At 65.5% G+C, this 20874-nt stretch carries 19 protein-coding genes; 7 read left to right on the top strand and 12 right to left on the bottom strand.

The features are described 5' to 3' along the window. Positions 1-223 precede the first annotated feature (223 nt). From GRI89_RS11215 to GRI89_RS11205, 3 genes are all read left to right on the top strand, one after another. On the top strand, positions 224-2947 hold the full coding sequence (locus GRI89_RS11215) for an ATP-dependent DNA helicase (protein ID WP_159795327.1): 2724 nt from the start codon (positions 224-226) through the stop codon (positions 2945-2947). A gap of 1 nt (position 2948) precedes the next feature. Continuing rightward, a complete protein-coding gene (locus GRI89_RS11210) occupies positions 2949-3482 on the top strand; it encodes a SixA phosphatase family protein (RefSeq protein WP_159795324.1) in 534 nt (177 codons plus the stop codon). 82 nt (positions 3483-3564) lie between these two features. Next, entirely contained in the window at positions 3565-3831 is a 267-nt protein-coding gene (locus GRI89_RS11205) for a hypothetical protein (protein ID WP_201290914.1), read from the top strand. A gap of 4 nt (positions 3832-3835) precedes the next feature. Here the strand turns inward: GRI89_RS11205 and GRI89_RS11200 are convergent, their stop codons facing one another. From GRI89_RS11200 to rpmF, 5 genes are all read right to left on the bottom strand, one after another. Then, on the bottom strand, positions 3836-4213 hold the full coding sequence (locus tag GRI89_RS11200) for a MerR family transcriptional regulator (RefSeq protein ID WP_159795321.1): 378 nt from the start codon (positions 4211-4213) through the stop codon (positions 3836-3838). A 17-nt stretch (positions 4214-4230) separates the two neighbouring features. Further along, positions 4231-4530: an integration host factor subunit alpha gene (locus GRI89_RS11195; RefSeq protein WP_201290913.1), complete on the bottom strand. Its 300-nt coding sequence runs from the start codon at positions 4528-4530 to the stop codon at positions 4231-4233. 111 nt (positions 4531-4641) lie between these two features. Continuing rightward, a complete protein-coding gene (locus GRI89_RS11190) occupies positions 4642-5607 on the bottom strand; it encodes a beta-ketoacyl-ACP synthase III (protein ID WP_328598217.1) in 966 nt (321 codons plus the stop codon). After that, positions 5604-6659: a phosphate acyltransferase PlsX gene (gene plsX, locus GRI89_RS11185; protein ID WP_159795318.1), complete on the bottom strand. Its 1056-nt coding sequence runs from the start codon at positions 6657-6659 to the stop codon at positions 5604-5606. Before plsX ends, GRI89_RS11190 begins: the two co-directional genes overlap by 4 nt. Positions 6660-6686: 27 nt before the next feature. Further along, the gene (gene rpmF / locus GRI89_RS11180) at positions 6687-6869 is read right to left on the bottom strand and encodes a 50S ribosomal protein L32 (RefSeq protein ID WP_159795315.1); all 183 of its coding nucleotides are present in this window, start codon (positions 6867-6869) and stop codon (positions 6687-6689) included. A gap of 205 nt (positions 6870-7074) precedes the next feature. Between rpmF and GRI89_RS11175 the strand changes: the two genes are divergently transcribed. Continuing rightward, a complete protein-coding gene (locus tag GRI89_RS11175) occupies positions 7075-7470 on the top strand; it encodes an MAPEG family protein (protein WP_159795312.1) in 396 nt (131 codons plus the stop codon). A gap of 14 nt (positions 7471-7484) precedes the next feature. Next, positions 7485-8426 carry an aromatic ring-hydroxylating oxygenase subunit alpha gene (locus GRI89_RS11170; protein ID WP_159795309.1) on the top strand — a complete coding sequence of 314 codons (942 nt, stop codon included), beginning with the start codon at positions 7485-7487 and terminating at the stop codon, positions 8424-8426. On the opposite strand, the gene GRI89_RS11165 is transcribed toward GRI89_RS11170, so the two are convergent. After that, positions 8423-9085 carry an MBL fold metallo-hydrolase gene (locus GRI89_RS11165; RefSeq protein ID WP_159795306.1) on the bottom strand — a complete coding sequence of 221 codons (663 nt, stop codon included), beginning with the start codon at positions 9083-9085 and terminating at the stop codon, positions 8423-8425. The genes GRI89_RS11170 and GRI89_RS11165 overlap by 4 nt on opposite strands. A 208-nt stretch (positions 9086-9293) precedes the next feature. Here GRI89_RS11165 and GRI89_RS11160 point away from each other — a divergent pair, with 208 nt between their 5' ends. Further along, complete coding sequence (locus GRI89_RS11160; RefSeq protein ID WP_235913274.1) at positions 9294-10907, top strand: DUF5597 domain-containing protein; 1614 nt, start codon at positions 9294-9296, stop codon at positions 10905-10907. On the opposite strand, the gene GRI89_RS11155 is transcribed toward GRI89_RS11160, so the two are convergent. The 6 genes from GRI89_RS11155 to GRI89_RS11130 form a co-directional block, all read right to left on the bottom strand. Beyond that, on the bottom strand, positions 10904-12466 hold the full coding sequence (locus tag GRI89_RS11155; protein WP_159795393.1) for an alpha-L-fucosidase: 1563 nt from the start codon (positions 12464-12466) through the stop codon (positions 10904-10906). The genes GRI89_RS11160 and GRI89_RS11155 overlap by 4 nt on opposite strands. Before the next feature lie 55 nt (positions 12467-12521). Further along, positions 12522-13277 carry a class I SAM-dependent methyltransferase gene (locus GRI89_RS11150; protein ID WP_159795303.1) on the bottom strand — a complete coding sequence of 252 codons (756 nt, stop codon included), beginning with the start codon at positions 13275-13277 and terminating at the stop codon, positions 12522-12524. 106 nt (positions 13278-13383) lie between these two features. Further along, positions 13384-14580: an MFS transporter gene (locus GRI89_RS11145; RefSeq protein WP_159795300.1), complete on the bottom strand. Its 1197-nt coding sequence runs from the start codon at positions 14578-14580 to the stop codon at positions 13384-13386. Continuing rightward, a complete protein-coding gene (locus GRI89_RS11140; RefSeq protein ID WP_159795297.1) occupies positions 14573-15439 on the bottom strand; it encodes an SMP-30/gluconolactonase/LRE family protein in 867 nt (288 codons plus the stop codon). Before GRI89_RS11140 ends, GRI89_RS11145 begins: the two co-directional genes overlap by 8 nt. A gap of 67 nt (positions 15440-15506) precedes the next feature. Further along, positions 15507-18257 carry a preprotein translocase subunit SecA gene (gene secA / locus GRI89_RS11135; protein WP_159795294.1) on the bottom strand — a complete coding sequence of 917 codons (2751 nt, stop codon included), beginning with the start codon at positions 18255-18257 and terminating at the stop codon, positions 15507-15509. Positions 18258-18351: 94 nt separating this feature from the next. Then, entirely contained in the window at positions 18352-18627 is a 276-nt protein-coding gene (locus GRI89_RS11130) for a hypothetical protein (protein ID WP_159795291.1), read from the bottom strand. A 137-nt stretch (positions 18628-18764) separates the two neighbouring features. Between GRI89_RS11130 and GRI89_RS11125 the strand changes: the two genes are divergently transcribed. Further along, positions 18765-20864, top strand: a complete 2100-nt coding sequence (locus tag GRI89_RS11125) for a spermine/spermidine synthase domain-containing protein (RefSeq protein ID WP_235913266.1) — start codon at positions 18765-18767, stop codon at positions 20862-20864. Positions 20865-20874: the final 10 nt, after the last annotated feature.

The following is a 20874-nucleotide window of genomic DNA, read 5'->3' as shown; positions in this document are numbered from 1 at the left end:
AAACCGCCGCCGCGCCGGGCCTGTTCCATGAATTGCCGTTCAGGAATCACCCAAACGCCCGGATTTCAGCCATTTTCTGAAAATCGAAAACCGGCGAGTCGAAACCGATTTGCGGCGAACCGAAACGCCCGACTCGCTGCAAATCGCCATCACGGCAGTGGATTTCCCGAGCCGCGCCGCGCCCGGCGTTTACTTTTCGTTCCGCCCCGGTAATCGTCCAGCCATGGAGCCGCTCGCCCTCCCCGCCCTCCATGCCAGCCACGCCGGGACCTGGCTTCGCGACGCTCGCGGTGTGACCCGCGGCGGCTCGAAGGGCGAGGCGATCATGGCCGCGGCGGACACCCCCCTGCTGCTTCTCAACGCCCCGCTGGTGGCCAGCCGGCTCGGCTATCCCGACCTCTCTGGCCTCGACCTGCTCGAACTTTACGCCTTCGTGCATCCGGCGCGTTTCGTTGTCCCCACGCCAAAGGGGCTCGCCCACGCGCTCGGACTCGAAGAAGCGGCGAGCGATGCCGATGTCCCGGCCCTGCTGCAAACCGCCGCCGCCGTGCTGCTCGATCGCTGCGCCGCCGACGACTGGCCCGAGCGCGAAGGTGCGTGGTCGGTCCTGCAATCGCTGGCCAAGCTGCGCTGGCCCTGGGCCGGGGTGCTCTCTGCTCATGTCCGCCAGCCGGAGAAGGCCGAGAAGTGGCTCTTCTCGCGCCTGCCCGAGTGGGAGGAAACGCCCGAGCGCCCCCAGCCCGCGCAAGTCGCCATCGACGAGTTCGAGATCGAGGCGCGGCTGGCAAAGCTGACCGGCGAAGGCGCCGAGCAGCGCGAGGGGCAGAAAAGCTATTCCCGCGAGGCCGGACGCATTTTCGCTCCGCGCGACCGCCGCAAGCTGCCGCATATCCTGCTGGCGCAGGCCGGGACCGGGATCGGCAAGACTCTCGGTTATCTCGCCCCCGCCTCGCTGTGGGCGGAAAAGGCGCACGGCACCGTCTGGGTCAGCACCTACACCAAGAACCTGCAGCGCCAGTTGCGGCGGGAAAGCGCCCGCGCCTGGCCCCCCGCACGACCCGACGGCAGCAAGCCAGTGGTCGTGCGCAAGGGGCGCGAGAACTACCTGTGCCTGCTCAACCTCGAGGATGCGCTGCAGGGCGGGTTCGGCGGGCGCGCGGCCGTGCTCGGACAGCTCGTCGCACGCTGGGCGGCCTACACGCAGGACGGCGACATGATCGGCGGCGACCTGCCTGGCTGGCTCGGCACCCTGTTCCGCAGCCGCGCGATCCGCAGCCTGACCGACCAGCGCGGCGAATGCGTCTATGCCGGGTGCCCGCATTACCGGAAGTGCTTCATCGAGCGCGCCGTACGCGCCTCGGCGCAGGCCGACCTCGTCATTGCCAACCACGCGCTGGTGATGGTCAACGCAGCCCGCGGTCGCGACCATGCCCAGCGCCCGACGCGCATCGTCTTCGACGAGGGGCACCATGTCTTCGAAGCCGCCGACAGCACCTTCGCCGCAGCGCTGACCGGGCAGGAGGCGATCGAGCTCAAGCGCTGGATCGTCGGGCCGGAGCGCGGATCGAAGGGCCGTCGGCGCGGGCTCGCGGCGCGACTCGCCGATGTCGCCAGCTACGACGAGGACGGCGGCAAGGCGATCGCCGCGGCGCGCGAGGCAGCCGACGCCCTGCCCTCCGACGGTTGGCTGCAGCGACTCGCCGACGGCATGCCCTCGGGCGAGATCGAGACGCTGCTCGCCGCGGTTCGCGCGATCACCTACGCCCGTGACGAGAGCGGCGGACAGGAGATGGGTTACGGCATCGAGACCGAGGCGGCCCAGCTCGACGGCAATATCGTCGAACTGGCGCAGCAGGCGGCGATGGCGCTGGGCGAGATCCGCCGCCCGCTGATCAAGCTAGGCGTGCGGCTCGAAGCGCTGATCGAGGATGCTCCTGACTGGCTCGACGCGCAGGGCCGCGCGCGTATCGACGGGGCGCGCCATTCGCTGGCCTGGCGCGCCGACACGCTTGCGGCGTGGGAGGCGCTGCTCGACCGGCTCGGCGGCCCGGCCGATCCCGATTTCGTCGACTGGCTGGCAGTCGATCGCTCCGACGCGCGCGAGTTCGACATCGGCATCCACCGCCGCTTCCTCGACCCGATGAAGCCCTTCGCCCGCGTCGTTCTCGAACCGGCGCACGGCGTGATGTTGACCAGCGCGACCCTGCGCGACGGGGAAGACTGGTTCGGCGCGATCTCAAAGTCGGGCGCCAACCATCTGGAAATCAAGCCTTTGCTGGCGGCGGCGGAAAGTCCGTTCGACTATGCCAGCAATGCCGAGGTGCTGATCGTCACCGACGTGAAGAAGGGCGATCTTGCGGGTCTGGCCGGAGCCTTCGCCGGGATCATCTCTGCTTCGGGCGGCGGCGTACTCGGGCTGTTCACCGCGATCCGCCGCCTGCGCGCGGTGCACGGACGCATCGCCGACCGGCTCGCCCGGGACGGGTTGCCGCTCTACGCCCAGCACGTCGACCCGATCGACACCGGCACGCTGGTCGACATCTTCCGCGACGACCCGCGCGCCAGCCTGCTCGGCACCGATGCGCTGCGCGACGGCGTCGACGTGCCCGGCCAGTCGCTGCGCTGCGTGGTGATGGAGCAGGTGCCCTGGCCCAAGCCGAGCATCCTGCACCGCGCCCGCCGCGCCGCAAATGGTGGCTCGGCACATGACGACGCGATCATCCGTGCCCGGCTGGCGCAGGCCTTCGGACGCCTGATCCGCAGCAAGGACGACCGCGGGCACTTCATCGTCCTCTCGCCCGCCTTCCCCAGCCGGCTGCTCTCGGCCTTCCCCAAGGGCACCCCGATTTTGCGCCTGACTCTCGAGGAAGCTTTACAGCGGCTCGGCGGCGGTGTTTCTTTAAACACGCCGGCCGCCGGAGAAGCGGCACACGGGGACCGACGCTGACATGAAACACCTTGGCCTCCTGCGCCACGCCAAGTCCGATTGGGACGATCTCGCCCTGCGCGATTTCGACCGCGGGCTGAACAACCGCGGGCGGCGTGGGGCAGCGGCGATCGGGGAGCATATCCGCAGCTTCGGCTGGCGCTGCGACATGGCGATCGCCAGTCCGGCCGAGCGCGTCCGCCGGACGATCGAAGCCAGCGGCCTCGACCTCGAACCCAGATGGGACGAACGGCTCTACCTCGCCGATGCGGCGACGCTGATCGCGGTGCTCAGGGAAATCGAGGGCGATCCCCGCCGCGTGCTGCTGGTCGGGCACAATCCCGGCCTGCAGGAACTCGTCTTCCGCCTCGCCGACCCGAACGTCGACGACGAACTGCTCGAACGCGCCGCGGAGAAGTTTCCCACCGCCACCCTCGCCGTGCTTGAATGCGATATCGAATCGTGGGCCGACCTTGCCCCCGGCTGCGCCCGCCTGGTGCACTTCGCCCGCCCCCGCGACCTCGATCCCGAACTGGGGCCCGAACGCGTCGGTTAACGCTACGGGGCCCCTACGTCCCAACGTTTGCAATTCGGCAAGGGTTCTAGGTTAAGACGCCGTTGGGAAAGGCGAGGCAAACTTGATCGAGATCGAAGTCCAGAACGAGACACACCAGAACCAGCTCAAACTGAAGTTCCTGGTGGTGCCTCGCATCGGTGAGGGAATTCGCCTGCTCGGCCCCGATGGCCAGTGGGGCTCGTTCGACGTGCTCGACGTGTGGTACGAAAAGGCCTCGTACGGCGACATCTGGATGCCGTTCATCCACGTTCGCGCGACCCCGCCGGAAACCGACTACGGCGCCGTCCTGCGGCCCGATGTGGAGGTCTACCCGGTCGACGCCGGGTAAGAGTTCAGGCTGCTTCGAGCGCCTTAGCCAGCCGCCCGCGAATCGCCATCAGCTTCGAGAGCAGCTCCCCGGAAGGAGCCGCCCCGCTTGCTGCTGCCAATGCAACCGGGGCGCTCTCCGCCTCGGCAGGTCCGTTTTCGAGAGCAAGGCGCGCGCCCTTGAGGGTGTAGCCCTCGTCATTCACCAGCCGGTCGATCATCTGGACCAGCGCCACGTCCTCGGGTCGGTAATAGCGCCGCCCGCCGCTGCGCTTCAGCGGCTGGAGCATCGGGAACTGCTGCTCCCAGTAACGCAGGACGTGCTGCTTGATACCGAGCGCGGCCGCCACTTCGCCGATCGTACGCATGGCCTGGGCGTCCTTGCCGTCGTCGAAAGACTGCATGGGAGGCCCGTTACTACTCACGAATCGGCGATCCGCGACTTGAGCTTCTGGCTGGCGCGGAACGTCAGCACCCGGCGTGGGGTAATCGGCACTTCGACCCCGGTCTTGGGGTTGCGTCCGATCCGCTCACGCTTGTCGCGCAGGATGAAGCTGCCGAAGCCGGAAATCTTGACGTTTTCGCCGTCGGCGAGTGCGTCGCACATCTTGGCGAGGATCGCTTCCACCAAGGCAAGGCTTTCGGCGCGAGAAAATCCCATCTTGCGGTTGATGGTTTCCGCAAGGTCAGCTCGGGTCAATGTACCAACCGATCGCATCATATGCGTCGTACCTCCCTGATAGCGACCCAGGAAAAAATGACCCCTTATGAAAATAGCGTAACAAATAATCGCTTGTTGGCAAGGTTATCGCCGACAGTTGCGTTTTTTTTGTCACAACCGCAGCAGGCTTGCCCCCCATGTGAAACCACCCCCCATGGCTTCGAGCATGACCAGGTCGCCCGGCTTCAGGCGCCCATCGCGCTTGGCCTCGTCGAAGGCCAGCGGCACCGAGGCGGCGGACGTGTTTGCGTGACGATCGACGGTGATGACGATCTTGTCGATCGGGAGGCCGAGCTTCTTCGCCGTGGCATCGAGGATGCGGCGGTTGGCCTGATGCGGCACGACCCAGTCGACGTCGGCGGGGCTATGCCCGCTGGCGACGAGGACTTCCTCGAGCACCTCAGCGAGATTGGTTACCGCGTGGCGGAACACCTCGCGGCCCTGCATCCGCACCTTGCCGACCGTCCCGGTGGTCGAGGGACCGCCGTCGACGTAGAGCAGCTCGCCATGCGCGCCGTCGGCATGGAGCCGCGTGGCGAGCACGCCGGGGCCGTCCTCCGGCACGTCTTCGGCCTTGAGCACCAACGCGCCCGCACCGTCGCCGAACAGCACGCAGGTCGCGCGGTCCTCCCAGTCGAGGATCCGGCTGAAGGTCTCAGCGCCGATCACCAGCGCGCACCTGGCCATGCCAGTGCGCAGCATCGAATCCGCCGTCGCCAGCGCATAGAGGAACCCGGAACAGACCGCCGCGACGTCGAACGCCGCACCGCCGCGACAGCCGAGTGCCTGCTGGACGCGAGTCGCGCTGGCCGGGAAAGTCTGGTCGGGAGTCGCGGTGGCGAGGACGATGAGGTCGACCGCGCTCGCGTCGATTCCGGCATCGGCGAGCGCAGCACGGGCCGCGTCGGTGGCCAGCGTCGCGGTCGTTTCACCCTCGCCGGCGATGTAGCGCTGGGCAATGCCTGTGCGTTCGCGAATCCATTCGTCGCTGGTGTCGACGGTCTTCGCCAGTTCGTCGTTGCTGACGACACGGCGCGGCAGGCCGGAGCCTGATCCCTTGACGACCGAGCGGATCACTTCGACTGTCCGTTACCGGTGACGCGCAGGCGTGCTTCGCCCAGTTCGGCCAGGTCGGCGGCAATACGTTCGGTCAGGCTTTCCTCCAGCAGGCGGGCGGCGACATTGACCGCATTGGCCACGCCCTTGGCGGTGGCGCTACCGTGCGATTTCACCACGACGCCGTTGAGGCCGAGGAAAACCGCGCCGTTGTGATTGTTCGGGTCGAGGTGGTGGCGCAGCAGCTCGGTGGCCGGGCGCGAGACCAGGAACCCGATCTTCGAGCGAAGCGAACTGGTGAAGGCGCTTCGCAGCAAATCGGTGACGAACCGCGCCGAGCCCTCGATCGCCTTGAGCGCGATGTTTCCGGAAAATCCGTCGGTCACGACCACGTCGGTCTGGCCGCGGTTGATCTTGTCGGCCTCGACGAAGCCTTCGAAGCTCATCGCCAGCCCGGTCGCGGCGCGCAGCTGCGCGGCAGCGGCCTGCACGCCTTCGGTGCCCTTGGTATCTTCGGTGCCGATATTGAGCAGCCGGACGCGCGGCGCTTCCTTGCCGGTGATGATGCGCGAATAGGCTGCGCCCATGATCGCGAACTGCACCAGGTTGCGTGCATCGCATTCGGTGTTGGCGCCGAGGTCGAGCATGATCACGTCATTGTCGCCCAGCGTGGGCATCAGCGCGGCAAGCGCCGGGCGGTCGATGCCGGGCATGGTGCGCAGCGCCAGCTTGCTCATCGCCATCAGCGCGCCGGTGTTGCCTGCGCTGACCGCAGCCCCCGCCTTGCCTTCCTTCACCGCATGGATGGCGAGACCCATGCTGGTGGTCTTCGCACGACGCAGCGCCTGCGTCGGCTTCTCGTCCATGCCGACGACGTCCTCGCAGTGGAGGATCTCGCTCGCATGGCGCATGTTGGGGTGTGCTTCGAGGGCGCGTTCGATCCGCGCCCGGTCGCCGACCAGCAGGAAGTTGAAGCGGTCGTGCTCGCGCCGCGCCAGCGCGGCGCCCGAGACGACCGTGCGCACGCCGTCATCGCCGCCCATCGCATCGACGGCGATACGCGGCAGGCTCATGCGCGAATTCCTCTCAAGTGAAAGGGCTTAGAGCCCCTTCGGCTCCATGATCAGGCGGCCGTTGTAGTGGCCGCAAGCCGGGCACATGTTGTGCGGGCGCTTGAGCTCACCACAGTTGCCGCATTCATGGAATGCCTCGACACGCAGCGAATCGTGCGAGCGACGGTTGCCCCGGCGGTGCGGCGATGTTTTTCTCTTGGGGACAGCCATTGCGTCACCTGTTCCTTAAGTCTCAAACCGTTGTTTCGAAGCCGCCCTAGGCCAAGCCCCCTGCCCGCGCAAGCGCGGCGCCGGAAGGCAACCATGCGGTGAAGGCGCGCCCTATAGCGAATTTTCGTGCCTGCGCAAGCGGCGCGGATTGCAGAGCGCCTCGCAGTGCCTTAGCCGAATGAAATCACCAGGGGGAGAGACCACCATGATCCTGTTGCCGACCACCCTCAGCGCTGCCGCCGCGGCGGCGCTGCTCAACTTCTGGCTTTCCACGCGTGTCGCCAAGGTGCGCCGGGCGAACCAGATCGCCCATGGCGACGGCGGGAATGCCCTACTGGGCCGACGGATGCGGGCGCACATGAATTTCGTCGAGTACACGCCGTTCGTCCTGATCCTGTGCGCCGCCATCGAACTGGCCGGCCGCGGCGGGATGATCCTCAAGGCGGTCATGGCAATCTATATGCTGGCGCGCGTGGCGCACGCCATCGGCATGGATGACGACAACGTACCGAAGACCCGCGTCATCGGCATTGCGATAACCTTCCTGACCATGCTCGGACTGGCGATCTATGCCGTGTTGATTGCCGCGGGAGTCGTCTAGACCGGACCCCGGCCATGTTTACCGATTTTGCCAATGTCTGGACCATTGTCGGTGCGGCCGACGATCTGAAGGCGGGCAAGATGCTGCCGCTCACCGTCGCCGGCGAGCGGGTGGTGCTGTTCCGCAATCCCGATGGCACGCCCGCCGCGTTGCTCGACCGCTGCCCGCATCGTGGGGTCCAGCTCTCGCTCGGCAAGCTCTGCAACGGCATGGTCGAATGCCCGTTCCACGGCTGGCGCTTCGACGGCAGCGGGGCCAACCGAGGTGTGCCGTGGAATCCCGACGCCAAGACCGAGGTGCTCGGCGCCACCGCACTGCCGGTGCGCGAGGTTGTCGGGCTGCTGTGGCTTTTCACCGGGCACGAAGCAGACGGCGAGCCGCAGCCGAGCCCGACGCTGACCGCAGCTGGCACGCGCACCATATTGCAATCGGAACGCTGGCAGACCCACTGGACCCGGGTGATGGAAAACATGCTCGACATGCCACACCTGCCGTTCGTCCACGGCGGCAGCATCGGGCGTGCGCTGCGCGACAAGACTGGTGAGCGCATGGACGTGCAGTGGACGCCGACCGAAACGGGAGCGCTGGTCGAGAACGTCAGCCCTGACCGCACGGGCAAGACCGGTTCGCTCGAATACCGCTATCCCAACGCGATGGAGCTCAACGTCAGCTCTTCCGACAAGGTCTTCCGCTTTATCTCGGTGGGCGTGCCTGAAACGGCGACGACGACGCGGATCATCTTTATCACCGTGCGCAGCTTCAACCGCTCGCGCCTGTTCGATCCGCTGTTTCGTTGGGGCAATCGGCGCATCGCGCGCGAGGACCAGGCGATCCTCGAAAGCTCCGACCCGTTCGAAATCCCGCCACCCGGTCAGGAGAAATCGGTCCGCACCGATGCGCCGACGCTCGCCTTCCGCAAGATCTGGTTCGAGCGCCTTAAAGGCAGCGCGGCCTAGGCGGCCCCGACCACGGCATCGCCGACGAACGGGTTGGACTGCCGCTCCCGCCCGAAGGTGCTGGTGCGGCCGTGGCCGGGGACGAAGGTCACTTCGTTGCCGAGCGGCCAGAGCTTCCGGGTGATCGAATCGATAAGGTCCTGGTGATTGCCCATCGGGAAGTCGGTTCGCCCGATCGAGCCTTCGAAAAGCACGTCGCCGACAAAGGCGAATTGCATCTGGCGGTGGAAGAACACCACGTGGCCCGGCGTGTGGCCGGGACAGTGGATCACCTCCAGCTCGACTTCGCCGAAGCTGACGGTGTCGCCGTCCTCGAGCCAGCGGGTTGGTTCGAACACCTTGGTCTCGATGCCGAAGCGCGGGCCGTCCTCGTCCAGCCGGCTGATCCAGAACCGGTCGGCTTCGTGCGGACCCTCGATCGGCAGGCCAAGCTCGGCGGCGAGAATTCCCGCCTGCCCGCAATGGTCGGCATGGCCGTGGGTCAGCAGGATCTTCTCCAGCGTCACCCCGGCGCGCGCGACGGCCTCTTTCAGCTTGTCGAGATCGCCCCCCGGATCGACCAGCGCCCCGCGCATCGTCTTCGAGCACCAGACGAGCGAGCAGTTCTGCACGAACGGCGTGACGGGAATAATCGCGGCGCGGAGGGGGCTTTCGGTCATGCGAGGCTAGGTGGCTGGAGCGAGTGGCGTTTGCAAGCTTTGGAGCAAGGCCTGCTAACGTCCCAAAAGCGGACGTAAGGCGAGACAACGCATAATTGCCCTGACGCCTTCGCCCCGGCTTCATTTGAATTGTTATAGTCCTACTCGGTCTAATTGCACTGCCGCGCGTATGGGCATTGTCCGACGGACTTGCTATCGTCTGGCCTGCATGGGGAGACGGATGGTCCTGACGCTGCTGGCGCCCGCGCTTGCCTTGCTGGCGAGTCAGCCTGCCGTTTCCCAAATCCTTCCGACGATCGAGCACCGCGACGGTCGCCATGCGCTGATCGTCGACGGCAAGCCGTTCCTCATGCTCGGGGCGCAGGCGCACAATTCGAGCAACTACCAGGCGATGCTCGACACCGTTTTCCCGATGCTCGACGAGATGCATGCCAACACTCTCGAAATGCCCGTGGCGTGGGAACAGGTCGAGCCGGTCGAGGGGCGGTTCGATTTCGGATTCGTCGATGCCTTGCTGGTTGCGGCCCGCCAGCACGACAAGCGGCTGGTGCTGCTGTGGTTCGGAACGTGGAAGAACACTTCGGCAAGCTACGTTCCGGAGTGGGTGAAGACCGACATCAAGCGCTTCAATCGCATGCGCGCGCCCGATGGGGCGGCGCACTACGCCCTCTCACCGCATTCGCGCACCACGCTCGAGGCCGACAAGCGCGCCTTCGTGGCGTTGATGCAGCACCTCAAGGCCGCCGATCCGCAGCACACCGTGATCATGGTGCAGGTCGAAAACGAATCCGGCTCATACGACCAGCCGCGCGACTTCGGGCCCGAGGCACAGAAGCTGTTCGACGGCCCGGTTCCCGCCGCGCTCCGCCGCAAGGGAACCTGGCGCGAGGCGTTCGGAGTTAGCGCCGATCGCGCCTTCAACGCCTGGTACACCGCGCGCTACATCGACGAGATCGCCGCCGCCGCGAAAGCGGTGCTCGACTTGCCCATGTACTGCAACGCCGCACTGTCCGATCCCTTCGCCGGACCCGAGGCATGGGGTGGCGCGAGCGGCGGGCCCGACTGGCCGATGATAGACGTCTGGAAGGCCGCGGCGCCGCACATCGATGTCGTCGCGCCCGACATCTACAACCGGGATGCCAAGGCCTACATCGCCTACCTTGACCACTACGCCCGCGCAGACAACCCGCTGATGGTGCCGGAAACCGGCAATGCGAGCGAATACGCCCGCTTCTTCTGGCCGACGCTCGGCCGCGGGGCGATCGGCTTTGCGCCGTTCGGGATGGATCGCTCGGGATATTCCAACTACCCGCTCGGCGCCACGGACGTCGACGATGCGACACTGAGCGCGTTTGCGGTGAAGTACCGCCTGTTCGCACCGATCGCGAACGACTGGGCGACGATCGCCCTCGCCCGTCCGACCTGGGGCTTCGCAAAAACTGACGACGGAGGGGACCAGTCGCAAGTCCTCGGTCGCTGGAAGGTCACCGCGCAGTTCGGCCTGCCGCAGTTCGGCGAACGCGATTGGACCTGGCTCAAGTGGGATCCGCCAGAGTGGGCCGATAAGCCGGTCGGCGGTGGGGTGGTCGCACAGCTTGGCCCGGACGAATTCCTTATTGCCGGCGACCATGTCCGGATGCGCTTCGCCCTCGCCGACCCGGCCAAGGGCGCGAAGATGCAGATCCTCTTTGCCGAGGAAGGCACTTTCGAGAACGGCAAATGGGTCATGCGCCGCCGCTGGAATGGCGACCAGACCGACTACGGCTTCAACTTCGCCGAGGAACCGGTGTTGCTGAAAGTCCGGCTCGGCACCTACCGCTAGACAAGACCAGCCCCGTAAATCCGGACGACCGGGACGAACTCGCCCCCTTGCGGCCGCGGAAGGTCGATGTGCAGCGCATCGCTACGCTGGGTGAAGGACACCGGGCGGCCGGCACCGGTTTCGACCCGTTCGACGGTCCCCTGACCCAGGCGGAACGTCTCGATCCGCGCGTCATCAGGCCAATCAAGGAAGATCGCGTGGACGGCGTCGCCCTTCGTCGTGAAGCGCACATCTTGTGCGGTGAATGGCGCGGCCTCGTGTTCGGCCATCAATCCGGTCGGCGGCTGCGTGGGCCCTTCGCCGAAAACCCGCCAAGGGCGCGTGCCGTAGATCGCCTCCCCGTTGGCCTCCGTCCACCGCGCGAGATCGGCGAGGATCACCTCTTCATCGGCGTCGATCGAACCGTCGCCGCGCATCGGCACCGACAGCAAGAGATTGCCGTTCTTCGACACGATGTCGGCGAGCCGTTGGATTACCAGCTTGGCGCCCTTGTAGCCGTGACGCTCGTAGAGCTCCCGGTCGTAGTGCCAGTTGCCTATGCAGGTGCAGGTCTGCCACGGTTCAGGCCGGATGTCGGCGACGAACCCCCGCTCGACGTCCTCCATGATCGCCTCGCGCTGGTAGTCACCGAGCCTCTTGGCCGTCAGCACGACATCGGGCGAACCATGCCATAACGTGGCCTGGTCGTAGAAATGCGCCACCGCATCGAGGCCATACTGGCCGAACGGCAACCGCGAATCGTCAAAGTAGACCAGGTCGGGCCGGTATTGCTCGACGAAGTCCATCTGCCGCGCCAGCCATTTGCGGGCAAAGGCCTCGTTGCCCGGCGGGACCATCTCGAGCCACTGCCCGTCGCGCGCGCCGTGCCACCGGTTCATCGCCTCGATGCTATCGATGCCGTCGGGAATGAGCATGTTAGGACCGGTGTAGAGATCCTGCGGATCGAGACCCTCCCAGAAGCGGCCCTTGCCATCGGCTGCGGTGAGGCGAAACGCGTCGTAGCGCTCGCCCATTCGCGGGCCCTCGACATCGTAGCCGTAGGCCGGTTGCCACCAATGCCACGCATGGCTTGAATGGTTCGAAATGCCGAACCTCAGCCCCGCCGCGCGGGTCGCCTTCTCCCATCGTCCGACAATGTCAGTCTTTGGGCCGACCATGGTGGCGTTCCAGCCGTGATGACGGCTGGCGAACATGTCGAAATTGTCATGATGGCTCGCCATCGAAACGATGTAGCGCGCGCCAGCGCGGCGATACTTTTCGGCCAGCGCCTCCGGGTCCCATTTGTCAGCCTTCCAGCGGCCGATCAGGTCGATGAATCCGAATTCGGCAGGGTGACCGTAAGTCTCAACGTGATGACGGTAGACGTGGTTGCCCTGCAGGTACATCTGCCGCCCATACCAATCGCCGTACTCGGGCACGCATTGCGGGCCCCAGTGCGACCAAATCCCAAACTTGGCGTCGCGAAACCACTCGGGGCATTCCCAGGCCGAGGCCAGCGTCGTCCAGTCGGCGAGAACGCCCGCCCGTGCGACTGCGGGCAGCGCAAGGCTGCCGGCCATTGCGCCCAGTGCGGAGCGGCGGGTCCAGCGAGTCACGATGGCGGCGGCCGGAACGCTATTCGGGCTTCTTGAACCTCAGCGCGAACTTGTCGCTCACGCCGCTGAACTGGCGCGGGCTGGCATCGTGCGGATCGTCGGGGTTGTGCAAGGCGTCGGATTCGCCGTCGAACACGAATCCTGCGGCGATGACTTGCGACTTGACCGCTGCGGGATCGATCCGATGGAGCGAATTGGTCGCTGTCAGCCCGGTACCCGGAGCAGCGTGGTCCTCGATGAAATAGAGCCCGCCCGGCTTGAGCGCGGCAAATGCCGCCTTGTCGGCCGGCTCGGCCGTGCCGCCATTGACGAAGTCGTGATAGTTCTCACTGGTCCAGGCGAGGTCGGCCATTTTCGGCAGCTTGTAGTTGCCGAAATCGGTCGGGATGATGTCGACGTTGCCGTACTGCGCGGCGAGCGCGTTCATCCGGTCCATATAGTCCTGCCGCCCGGCAAATCCCGCCGGGACCAGCGCATAGACATGACCGGTCGGGCCGACCGTCTTGGCCAGCAGGCGCGTGTAGTACCCACCGCCGGGCGAATACTCTATGACCACCATGCCCGGCCTGACCCCGGCGAAGGCGATGATCTTGCCCGGCTTGCGGGCCTCGTCGCGGGCGGTGTCCTCGGCCGGGCGCATCGTGTCGGCGACGGCGGCGGCGATGGCGTTCGCGGTCTCGGTCGTGATTGCGGCGTCTTCGGCGGCGAGCGGCAGCACGGTCACGACGAGCGCGCCCGATAGCGCAAGGGCGGCGGCGATTGCGGCGTGTTTCATGAACCTCTCCTTCGGGCAGGGATGCTAAAGCAACTGCCGCCGGGCGAAAAGGTGCCTGTTCGGGATAGGGAAAGCGCTCCGGAACGCGGCGCCGCACCGATCTTGGTCAGCCGTTCGCGCTGGGCTTTGCGAGCGCCACCAGTTGCAACGCCAACGGCACGATCAACGCGATCATCACGGCCCCAGCATACCACGGCAGATCGTGCCCGAACTCGTAGATCAGCCCGAAGGTCGGAGGCGCAACGATGCGCGAGAAGGCGTTACTGGCCATGAGAAACCCCATGACCGATCCCTGTCGGTCGACCGGCACCGTGCGGCTGGTCAGCGCCCCGGCGGTGGGGAAAGCGAGGCTGTGCCCCATCATCAGCAGGCCCATCAGCGCCACCGCTGTGTAAGGCTCCCGGAGGATCGGCTGCAATAGCATCGAGGCCGCCAGCGTGAAGAGGCCAAGCGCGATCACGCGTCCCTCGCCAAGGCGTGTTACCAGTGGCTGGAGGAAGAAGAGCTGGATGACAAGACCGCCCATCCCGATGGCGATAAAGGCGAAGCCGAGGTCGCGCGCGGTCCAGCCGAAGTTGGCCTCGCTCCACAGGCCGTAGACCGCCTCCATGCTGGCGAAGGCAGCGATGCCGAAGAAGCTGATCACGAAGAGCCGAAGCAGCGTCGGGTGCGTGGTGACGTAGTGCAGCCCCTCGCTGTAACGCGGCAGCGGCGCGGCCTTGCCGAGCGGCTCTTTGGCGTTGCGCAGGACGGCGAGCGACCACACGCACGTAATCGCACACAGCGCCGCCGCCGCGAGGATCGGGGCTCGGAAGTCGGCAAGGCTGCCGCCCGTTCCGGCCAGCAGGCCGCCGATGACCGGACCGAAGGCAAAGCCTACCGAAAAGCTCGACCCAAACAGGCCCATCGCCTTGGCGCGCTTCTCCGGCGGCGAGGCATCGGCGAGGAAGCCCTGCGCGACACTCAGCGTACCGCCGAAGAAGCCGTTGACGACGCGAACCGCGATGGCCAGCCACAGGCTCGGGACGAAGGCGAAGGCGACATAGGTCAGCGCGGCCCCGGCCGTAGTGACAATTAGCACCGCACGCCGCCCGTGCTTATCCGACTGCCGGCCCCAGTAGATCTCGCCGAAAACGTTGCCGAGGCTGTAGGCAGCGAACAGTAGCGCAACTTCGAACGGACCTGCCCCGAACAGCGGGCCGTAGAACGGCAGCAGCGGCAGGATCAGGCTGAAACCGGCGATGTTGACGAACACCGCGAACATCAGCGGCATCATCCGCTTGTAGTCGATGCCGTCAGCCATTGTACCTGGTTTCCGGAAGGCCCCGAACGCCAAGGTCGTCGATGACGTAATTCGCGCCATCGTCGGGGCCGGCTTCACGGCCCGGGATGAACGAGGGATCGATGGTCGGTACGAACAGGCGGTCGAGGTCGGGGCCGAAGAACATCACGCTCGCGGGAATGCGCGTCGGAAATTCGATCTCGCGCAGCACCTCGCCAGCGGGCGAAATGCATAGCACCACCCCGCCCTCGCAAATCGCACTCCACAGGTTGCCGTCGGCATCGACCGTCGCGCCGTCGGGGATCGGGCCCCACTTCTCGGAATTGAAGAAGGCGCGGCGGTTCGCCGCCTGCCCGGTCTCGATGTCGTAGTCGTAAGCGTAGATCGTGTGGCGCAGCGAATCCGCGTGGTAGAGCACGCGGTCGTCGGGAGACCAGCACGGCCCGTTGCCGAGGTGGACGTCGTCGTCGACTTGCGTCAGCACGCCACGGTCGAGCGAATAGAGCCCGCCGACGGGATGCGCCATCTTGCGATGACTGGTGCCGAACACGAACCGCCCGCGCCGGTCGACTTTGCCGTCCGCAAGCTGAACTTCGGGGTCGGGCGGATCGAGCAAGGCATGCGGTTCGACCGTGCCGCTCGCGAAATCGAGCAAGTGCACGCCGGTGCCAAGCGCAACGATGGCCCCGCCCTCTTCGCGCAGAGCCATCGAGCCGATGATGTCGGGCACGTCCCAACTCTTCAGGTCGTTCGTCGCCGGGTCCCAGCGGAACACCGCCTTGCCGACGATATCGATGTAGTAGAGCGCCTGTTCGGCAAAGTCCCACACCGGGCCTTCGCCAACCTTGCACTTCGGCAGGTCGAGCCGCGAGATGCGCATCAGTCACTCCCCTTTCCCGGCGGCGACTGTAACACTCGTTATGATTGCAGCAAGAGGGAGCGGCAGATCAGACCAGCGCGCCGTGACAGTGCTTGTATTTGTTGCCCGAACCACAAGGGCACGGCGCGTTGCGGCTGATGTCCTGCCCGGCAAAGGGATTGCCCGACGCACCACCCGGTCCGGCGGCTGCCATCGGCGATCCGGCGAGCGCGCCGAACAGCGCGGCACGCGCCGCCGAACCGTCGCCGTCGTTCGAATCCTCGAACCCCGTCAGCGGGTCGACGTGGCCTGTCAGGAAGTCCGGCAGGTCCGGCAGCGATGGCGGCGGAGGCGGCGGGGCGATGCGGAGTTGGCTGGTCAGCAGGATCTTTGTCACATCCTCGCGGATCGTTTCAAGCATCAACTCGAACAACCCAAAGGCTTCCTGCTTGTACTCGTTGATCGGCTGCTTCTGCGCATAGGCGCGCAGGCCGATGACCTGGCGCAGCGCGTCGAGCGTGGCGAGGTGCTCTTTCCAGTGATGGTCGAGCCGGTCGAGCAGGACCTGCTTTTCCACCTGTCGCCAGATCTCGTGATCGTTTTCGCCGATCTTCTCGTCCATCAGCTTGTCGGCGGCGGCGACGATGCGCTCCTCGATCAACTCGGGTTCGAGCGCGTCTTCCTTCATCCAGGCGTCGAACGGCAAGTCGATACCCGTGATCTCGCCGATGCGTTGCTTCAATCCGGCGACGTCCCACTGCTCGGGGTAAGATCCCGGCGGGCAGGCCATGCCGACGATGGCGTTGATAGCGTCGTGACGCATGTCGAGGACGACGTCGTCGACCTTCTCGGCGTCCATGATCTCGGCGCGCTGTTCGTAGACCACCTTGCGCTGGTCGTTCATCACGTTGTCGTATTCGACGACCTGCTTTCGGACCTCGTAGTTGCGCGCCTCGACCTTCTTCTGCGCGGTCTCGATGGCCTTGGAGAGCCACTTCGAACCGATCGCTTCGCCGTCGGCGAGGTTCGAGTTCATCATCTTGGCGAACAGCGTGTCCGGCCCGAAGATGCGCAGCAGGTCGTCTTCGAGGCACAGGTAGAAGCGCGACAGGCCGGGGTCGCCCTGGCGGCCCGAACGGCCGCGTAGCTGGTTGTCGATACGGCGGCTTTCGTGCCGTTCGGTGCCGAGCACGAACAGGCCGCCAGCTTCGAGCACCTTCTTCTTCTCTTCGGCGATCTCGGCCTTGATCCGGTCGATTTCAAGCGCGCGCTTGGGATCGTCATCGGCAATGTCCTTGAGCTCGTCATCGATGCGGAACTCGAGGTTGCCGCCCAGCTGGATGTCGGTGCCGCGGCCGGCCATGTTGGTGGCGATCGTTACAGCACCGAGGCGGCCGGCCTGGGCGACGATATGCGCTTCCATCTCGTGGAAGCGAGCGTTGAGGACGTTGTGCTTGACGCCTTCCTTGTCGAGGAACTGGCTGAGCAATTCGGACTTCTCGATCGAGACGGTGCCGACCAGCGTCGGCTGGCCGATCTTGCTCTTCTCGGCGATGGCCTTGGCGATGGCCTGGAACTTGTCCTGCGTGTTCTTATAGAACTCGTCTTCCTCGTCGATGCGCTGGACCGGAACGTTTGTCGGGATTTCGACGACGTTGAGCTTGTAGATGTCCCAGAATTCCGCCGCCTCGGTCGCCGCGGTGCCGGTCATGCCCGCCAGCTTGGGATACATGCGGAAGTAGTTCTGGAAAGTGATCGAGGCCATGGTCTGGTTCTCGGGCTCGATCCTGACGCCTTCCTTGGCTTCGACCGCCTGGTGCAGGCCGTTCGACCAGCGCCGCCCTTCCATCATGCGACCGGTAAATTCGTCGATGATGACGACCTTGTTGTCCTTCACGATGTAGTCGATGTCGCGCTTGAATATGATGTTTGCCCGGAGCGCCTCGCTCAGGTGATGCACCACCTGAGTGTTCTCGACGTCGTAGAGGTTGTCCGAGACCAGCAGGCCAGCCTGCATGATGCGGCGCTCGATCTCTTCGTTGCCTTCTTCGGTCATGTTGACCGTTCGAGCCTTTTCGTCGACGTCGTAGTACTCCTTCTCGAAGCCTTTCACGATCTCATCGAGCTTGATGTAGAGTTCGCTCTTGTCCTCGGTCGGGCCGGAAATGATCAACGGTGTGCGCGCTTCGTCGACCAGGATCGAGTCTACCTCGTCGACGATGGCGAAGTTGAAGGGGCGCTGCACCTGCTGGCTGCGCTCGTGCTTCATGTTGTCGCGAAGGTAGTCGAAACCGAATTCGTTGTTGGTGCCGTAGGTGATGTCGGACCCGTAGGCCTCGCGGCGCTGGTGCTCGGACAGGTTTGGTACGATCACGCCGACGGTGAGGCCGAGGAACCTGTATATCTGGCCCATCCATTCAGCGTCGCGCTTGGCGAGGTAGTCGTTGACGGTGACGACGTGGACGCCCTTGCCCTCGATGGCATTGAGGTAGGTGGCGAGCGTCGCCACGAGGGTCTTGCCCTCACCGGTCCGCATCTCGGCGATTTCGCCGCGGTGGAGCACGATGCCGCCAACCATCTGCACGTCGAAGTGGCGCATGCCGAGGACGCGCTTCGAAGCTTCGCGCACGGTAGCAAAGGCTTCGGGCAGGATGTCGTCGAGCGACTTTCCGCCTTCGAGCTGTTCGCGGAACTTCTGCGTCTGGGCGCGCAGTTCCTCGTCGGACAGCGCCTCGATCTGCGGTTCGAGCGCGGCGATGGTCTGGATCGTCTTGTCGAGCGACTTGACGTAACGGTCGTTGGAAGAGCCGAAAATGGCCTTGGCAATGGCGCCGATCATTGGGCGAAATCCTGCAAAACTGGAATAAAATCAGGGGCCGCGCGCGGCGCGGCAGCGGTCAGGTCTGTAAAGCGTATCGAGCGCTTTGCTCGCGTTATTCGCGCGCGCGATCGACCTGCAGCATCACCGGCGGGAAGTAGATGATCGAGGGCGCCGGCTTGGTGCCCTTCTTCTGTTCCTGGCGGCATTCGGTCGCGGGCTGCTTGCGCTCGTCGAGCCGGGCGACAGCCTGCTTGCTGCAGCGCGTGGTCAGCTCTGCCGACGCCACCATGCCGATTCCCGGCACTTCGAGCGCGCGCGCCTGCACGGGGGCACCGATGGCGGCGAGCCCGGACAGGAGTGCGAAAAGCGTGATCAGCCTGCGTAGCATGCGCGGCCTAGATAGCGCTTGCCGGGCATTTGTCCATCGGAAGCCGGAAACCTTTAACCTGTTAATAACCATAAGCCACGTAACCGCCGCTCTTGAACACCTGGCCGCTTCGGCTTCAGGGGGGCGGGAGCAGTCAATTGAACGGCATTGCGGGGACCATGAACGACAGCGCGGCAGCCAACGGCCTTGGGGCCAAAATCAGGGCGGCGCTCGCCGTCTCCGAAACCGACCGTGAGGATGCGAACAACAGCGCGGTCGCCCGCCTGCTGATGTCGAGCTTCCTGATGCTGTTCCTCGAATTGGCGCTTATCCGCTGGCTCGGCGCCAACGTCGTGCACTTGTCCTACTTCTCGAACTTCGTGCTGCTCGGCTCGTTCCTCGGCATCGGCGCGGGCTTCCTGATCAGCCGCAAGAACTGGTCGATCTGGCCCGTCTCGCTGCCGCTGCTTTCCGCGCTGGTCATCGGCGTTCAGCGCTTCCCGGTCTCGATCGAGCGTAGCGGTTCCGATGTGATCTACTTCACCGCTCTGCAGATGAATGGACCGCCGGCATGGCTGGCCCTGCCCGTGGTCTTCGTGCTGGTCGCGACCATCCTTGCCGGCCCGGCCGAACTGGTCGGGCGCTGCTTCGCGCGCCTCAGCCCGCTCGCCGCCTATCGCTATGACCTGATCGGCTCGCTCGCGGGCATCCTTACCTTCACGACGTTGAGCTTCCTTTGGGCCCCCTCGATTGTCTGGGGCGTGATCGCCATGGGCATCTACCTGTTGCTCAGCAATCCGCGCCGCCGTATCGTCAACGGTGCCTGGGCGCTCGGCCTCGTCCTTTCGCTGGTCGTCGAGACGATGCAGCCGGGCGTGAGCTGGTCGCCCTATTACAAGGTCACCCAGGAAGAGGTCGTTTCGGACGAGCCCGGCTTCCTGCTGATCAAGGCCAATGGCGTGCCGCACCAGATGATGGCCCCGGCCCACTGGAAGGTCGAGCAGGGCGAACGCATCTACGAAACGCCGTACCTGCGCCTGCCCGAGAACAGCCTCGAGGACGTGCTGATCATCGGCGCGGGCTCGGGTTCCGACGTCGCGATCGCGCTCTCCGAGGGAGCCAAGCGGATCGACGCGGTCGACATCGACCCGAAGATTCTCTCGATCGGTGCCGCCAGGAACATCGACAAGCCCTATCAGGACCCGCGCGTGCACCGCCACGTCAACGACGGCCGCGCCTTCCTCGAATCGACCGACCGCAAGTACGACCTGATCCTGTTCGCGCTGCCGGATTCGCTGACGCTGGTCTCGGGCGCCTCGCAGATTCGCCTTGAATCGTTCCTCTTCACCGAAGAAGCGATGGAATCGGTCCGCCGCCACCTGAAGGACGACGGCGCTTTCGCGATGTACAACTACTACCGCGAGGACTGGCTGATCGACCGGCTCGCGGGCACCGCCGCCAAGGTCTTCGGCCACAAGCCGTGCGTCGATACCTTCGCCGGGGCCCAAGCCACGGTCAGCATCGGCCTCGACGCCGCCAACCAGAAGTGCGCCGCCGAATGGCAACAGGCCTCGCAGGGCGAAATCAAGCCTGCGACGGACGATTCGCCGTTCCTTTACTTCCGCGGCAACAACTTCCCGCCGCTCTACGCCATCACGCTGATCGCGATCCTGACGACCTCGCTGCTCACGGTGCGCGTGCTCGGCGGTCCGCTCAAGCCGATGCGGCCTTATGCCGACCTGTTCTTCATGGGCGCGGCGTTCCTGCTGCTCGAAACGAAGAACGTGGCGACCTTCGCGCTGCTGTTCGGCACCACGTGGTTCGTCAACGCGCTGGTCTTTGCCGGGGTGCTGCTGATCGTGCTCGCCGCGGTCGAGTTCACCCGCAAGGTCAAGACTCCGCCGTTGCCCGTGATCTACACCGGTATTGCGCTGAGCCTCGCGCTGGCCTGGGTGATCAAGCCGGAAATGCTGCTGCCGATGTCGTTCTGGCCTCGCCTGATCTCGGCGACGCTGCTCGCGTTCATCCCGATCTTCCTCGCCAATGTTGCCTTCGCCAAGCGCTTCCGCACCTCGGGCGACAGCCAGGCGGCCTTTGCAATCAACCTGCTCGGCACGATCGTCGGCGGGTGCTTCGAATATGCCGCGCTGTTCACCGGGTACGACAACCTGCTGATCGTCACCGGCCTGCTCTACCTCGCCGCCTTCGTGCTCATCCCGCGCGAAAAGGCCGCAGAGGCCGCACCGGCTGCTGCCTGATGTCGAGGGC

This window comes from Croceibacterium salegens, from assembly GCF_009827435.1.
In the GTDB taxonomy this organism is placed as follows: Bacteria; Pseudomonadota; Alphaproteobacteria; order Sphingomonadales; family Sphingomonadaceae; genus Croceibacterium_B; species Croceibacterium_B salegens.
Note: the sequence above shows the minus strand (reverse complement) of the source record. Positions and strands in the feature narration are given on the sequence as shown.

Excerpts from the sequence above, each read along its gene's own strand:
- GRI89_RS11215 (WP_159795327.1), top strand. The coding sequence starts at position 224 with ATGGAGCCGCTCGCCCTCCCCGCCCTCCATGCCAGCCACGCCGGGACC.
- GRI89_RS11210 (WP_159795324.1), top strand. The coding sequence starts at position 2,949 with ATGAAACACCTTGGCCTCCTGCGCCACGCCAAGTCCGATTGGGACGAT.
- GRI89_RS11200 (WP_159795321.1), bottom strand. The coding sequence starts at position 4,213 with ATGCAGTCTTTCGACGACGGCAAGGACGCCCAGGCCATGCGTACGATC.
- GRI89_RS11195 (WP_201290913.1), bottom strand. The coding sequence starts at position 4,530 with ATGATGCGATCGGTTGGTACATTGACCCGAGCTGACCTTGCGGAAACC.
- plsX (WP_159795318.1), bottom strand. The coding sequence starts at position 6,659 with ATGAGCCTGCCGCGTATCGCCGTCGATGCGATGGGCGGCGATGACGGC.
- rpmF (WP_159795315.1), bottom strand. The coding sequence starts at position 6,869 with ATGGCTGTCCCCAAGAGAAAAACATCGCCGCACCGCCGGGGCAACCGT.
- GRI89_RS11175 (WP_159795312.1), top strand. The coding sequence starts at position 7,075 with ATGATCCTGTTGCCGACCACCCTCAGCGCTGCCGCCGCGGCGGCGCTG.
- GRI89_RS11170 (WP_159795309.1), top strand. The coding sequence starts at position 7,485 with ATGTTTACCGATTTTGCCAATGTCTGGACCATTGTCGGTGCGGCCGAC.
- GRI89_RS11165 (WP_159795306.1), bottom strand. The coding sequence starts at position 9,085 with ATGACCGAAAGCCCCCTCCGCGCCGCGATTATTCCCGTCACGCCGTTC.
- GRI89_RS11160 (WP_235913274.1), top strand. The coding sequence starts at position 9,294 with ATGGGGAGACGGATGGTCCTGACGCTGCTGGCGCCCGCGCTTGCCTTG.
- GRI89_RS11155 (WP_159795393.1), bottom strand. The coding sequence starts at position 12,466 with ATGGCCGGCAGCCTTGCGCTGCCCGCAGTCGCACGGGCGGGCGTTCTC.
- GRI89_RS11150 (WP_159795303.1), bottom strand. The coding sequence starts at position 13,277 with ATGAAACACGCCGCAATCGCCGCCGCCCTTGCGCTATCGGGCGCGCTC.
- GRI89_RS11145 (WP_159795300.1), bottom strand. The coding sequence starts at position 14,580 with ATGGCTGACGGCATCGACTACAAGCGGATGATGCCGCTGATGTTCGCG.
- GRI89_RS11140 (WP_159795297.1), bottom strand. The coding sequence starts at position 15,439 with ATGCGCATCTCGCGGCTCGACCTGCCGAAGTGCAAGGTTGGCGAAGGC.
- secA (WP_159795294.1), bottom strand. The coding sequence starts at position 18,257 with ATGATCGGCGCCATTGCCAAGGCCATTTTCGGCTCTTCCAACGACCGT.
- GRI89_RS11130 (WP_159795291.1), bottom strand. The coding sequence starts at position 18,627 with ATGCTACGCAGGCTGATCACGCTTTTCGCACTCCTGTCCGGGCTCGCC.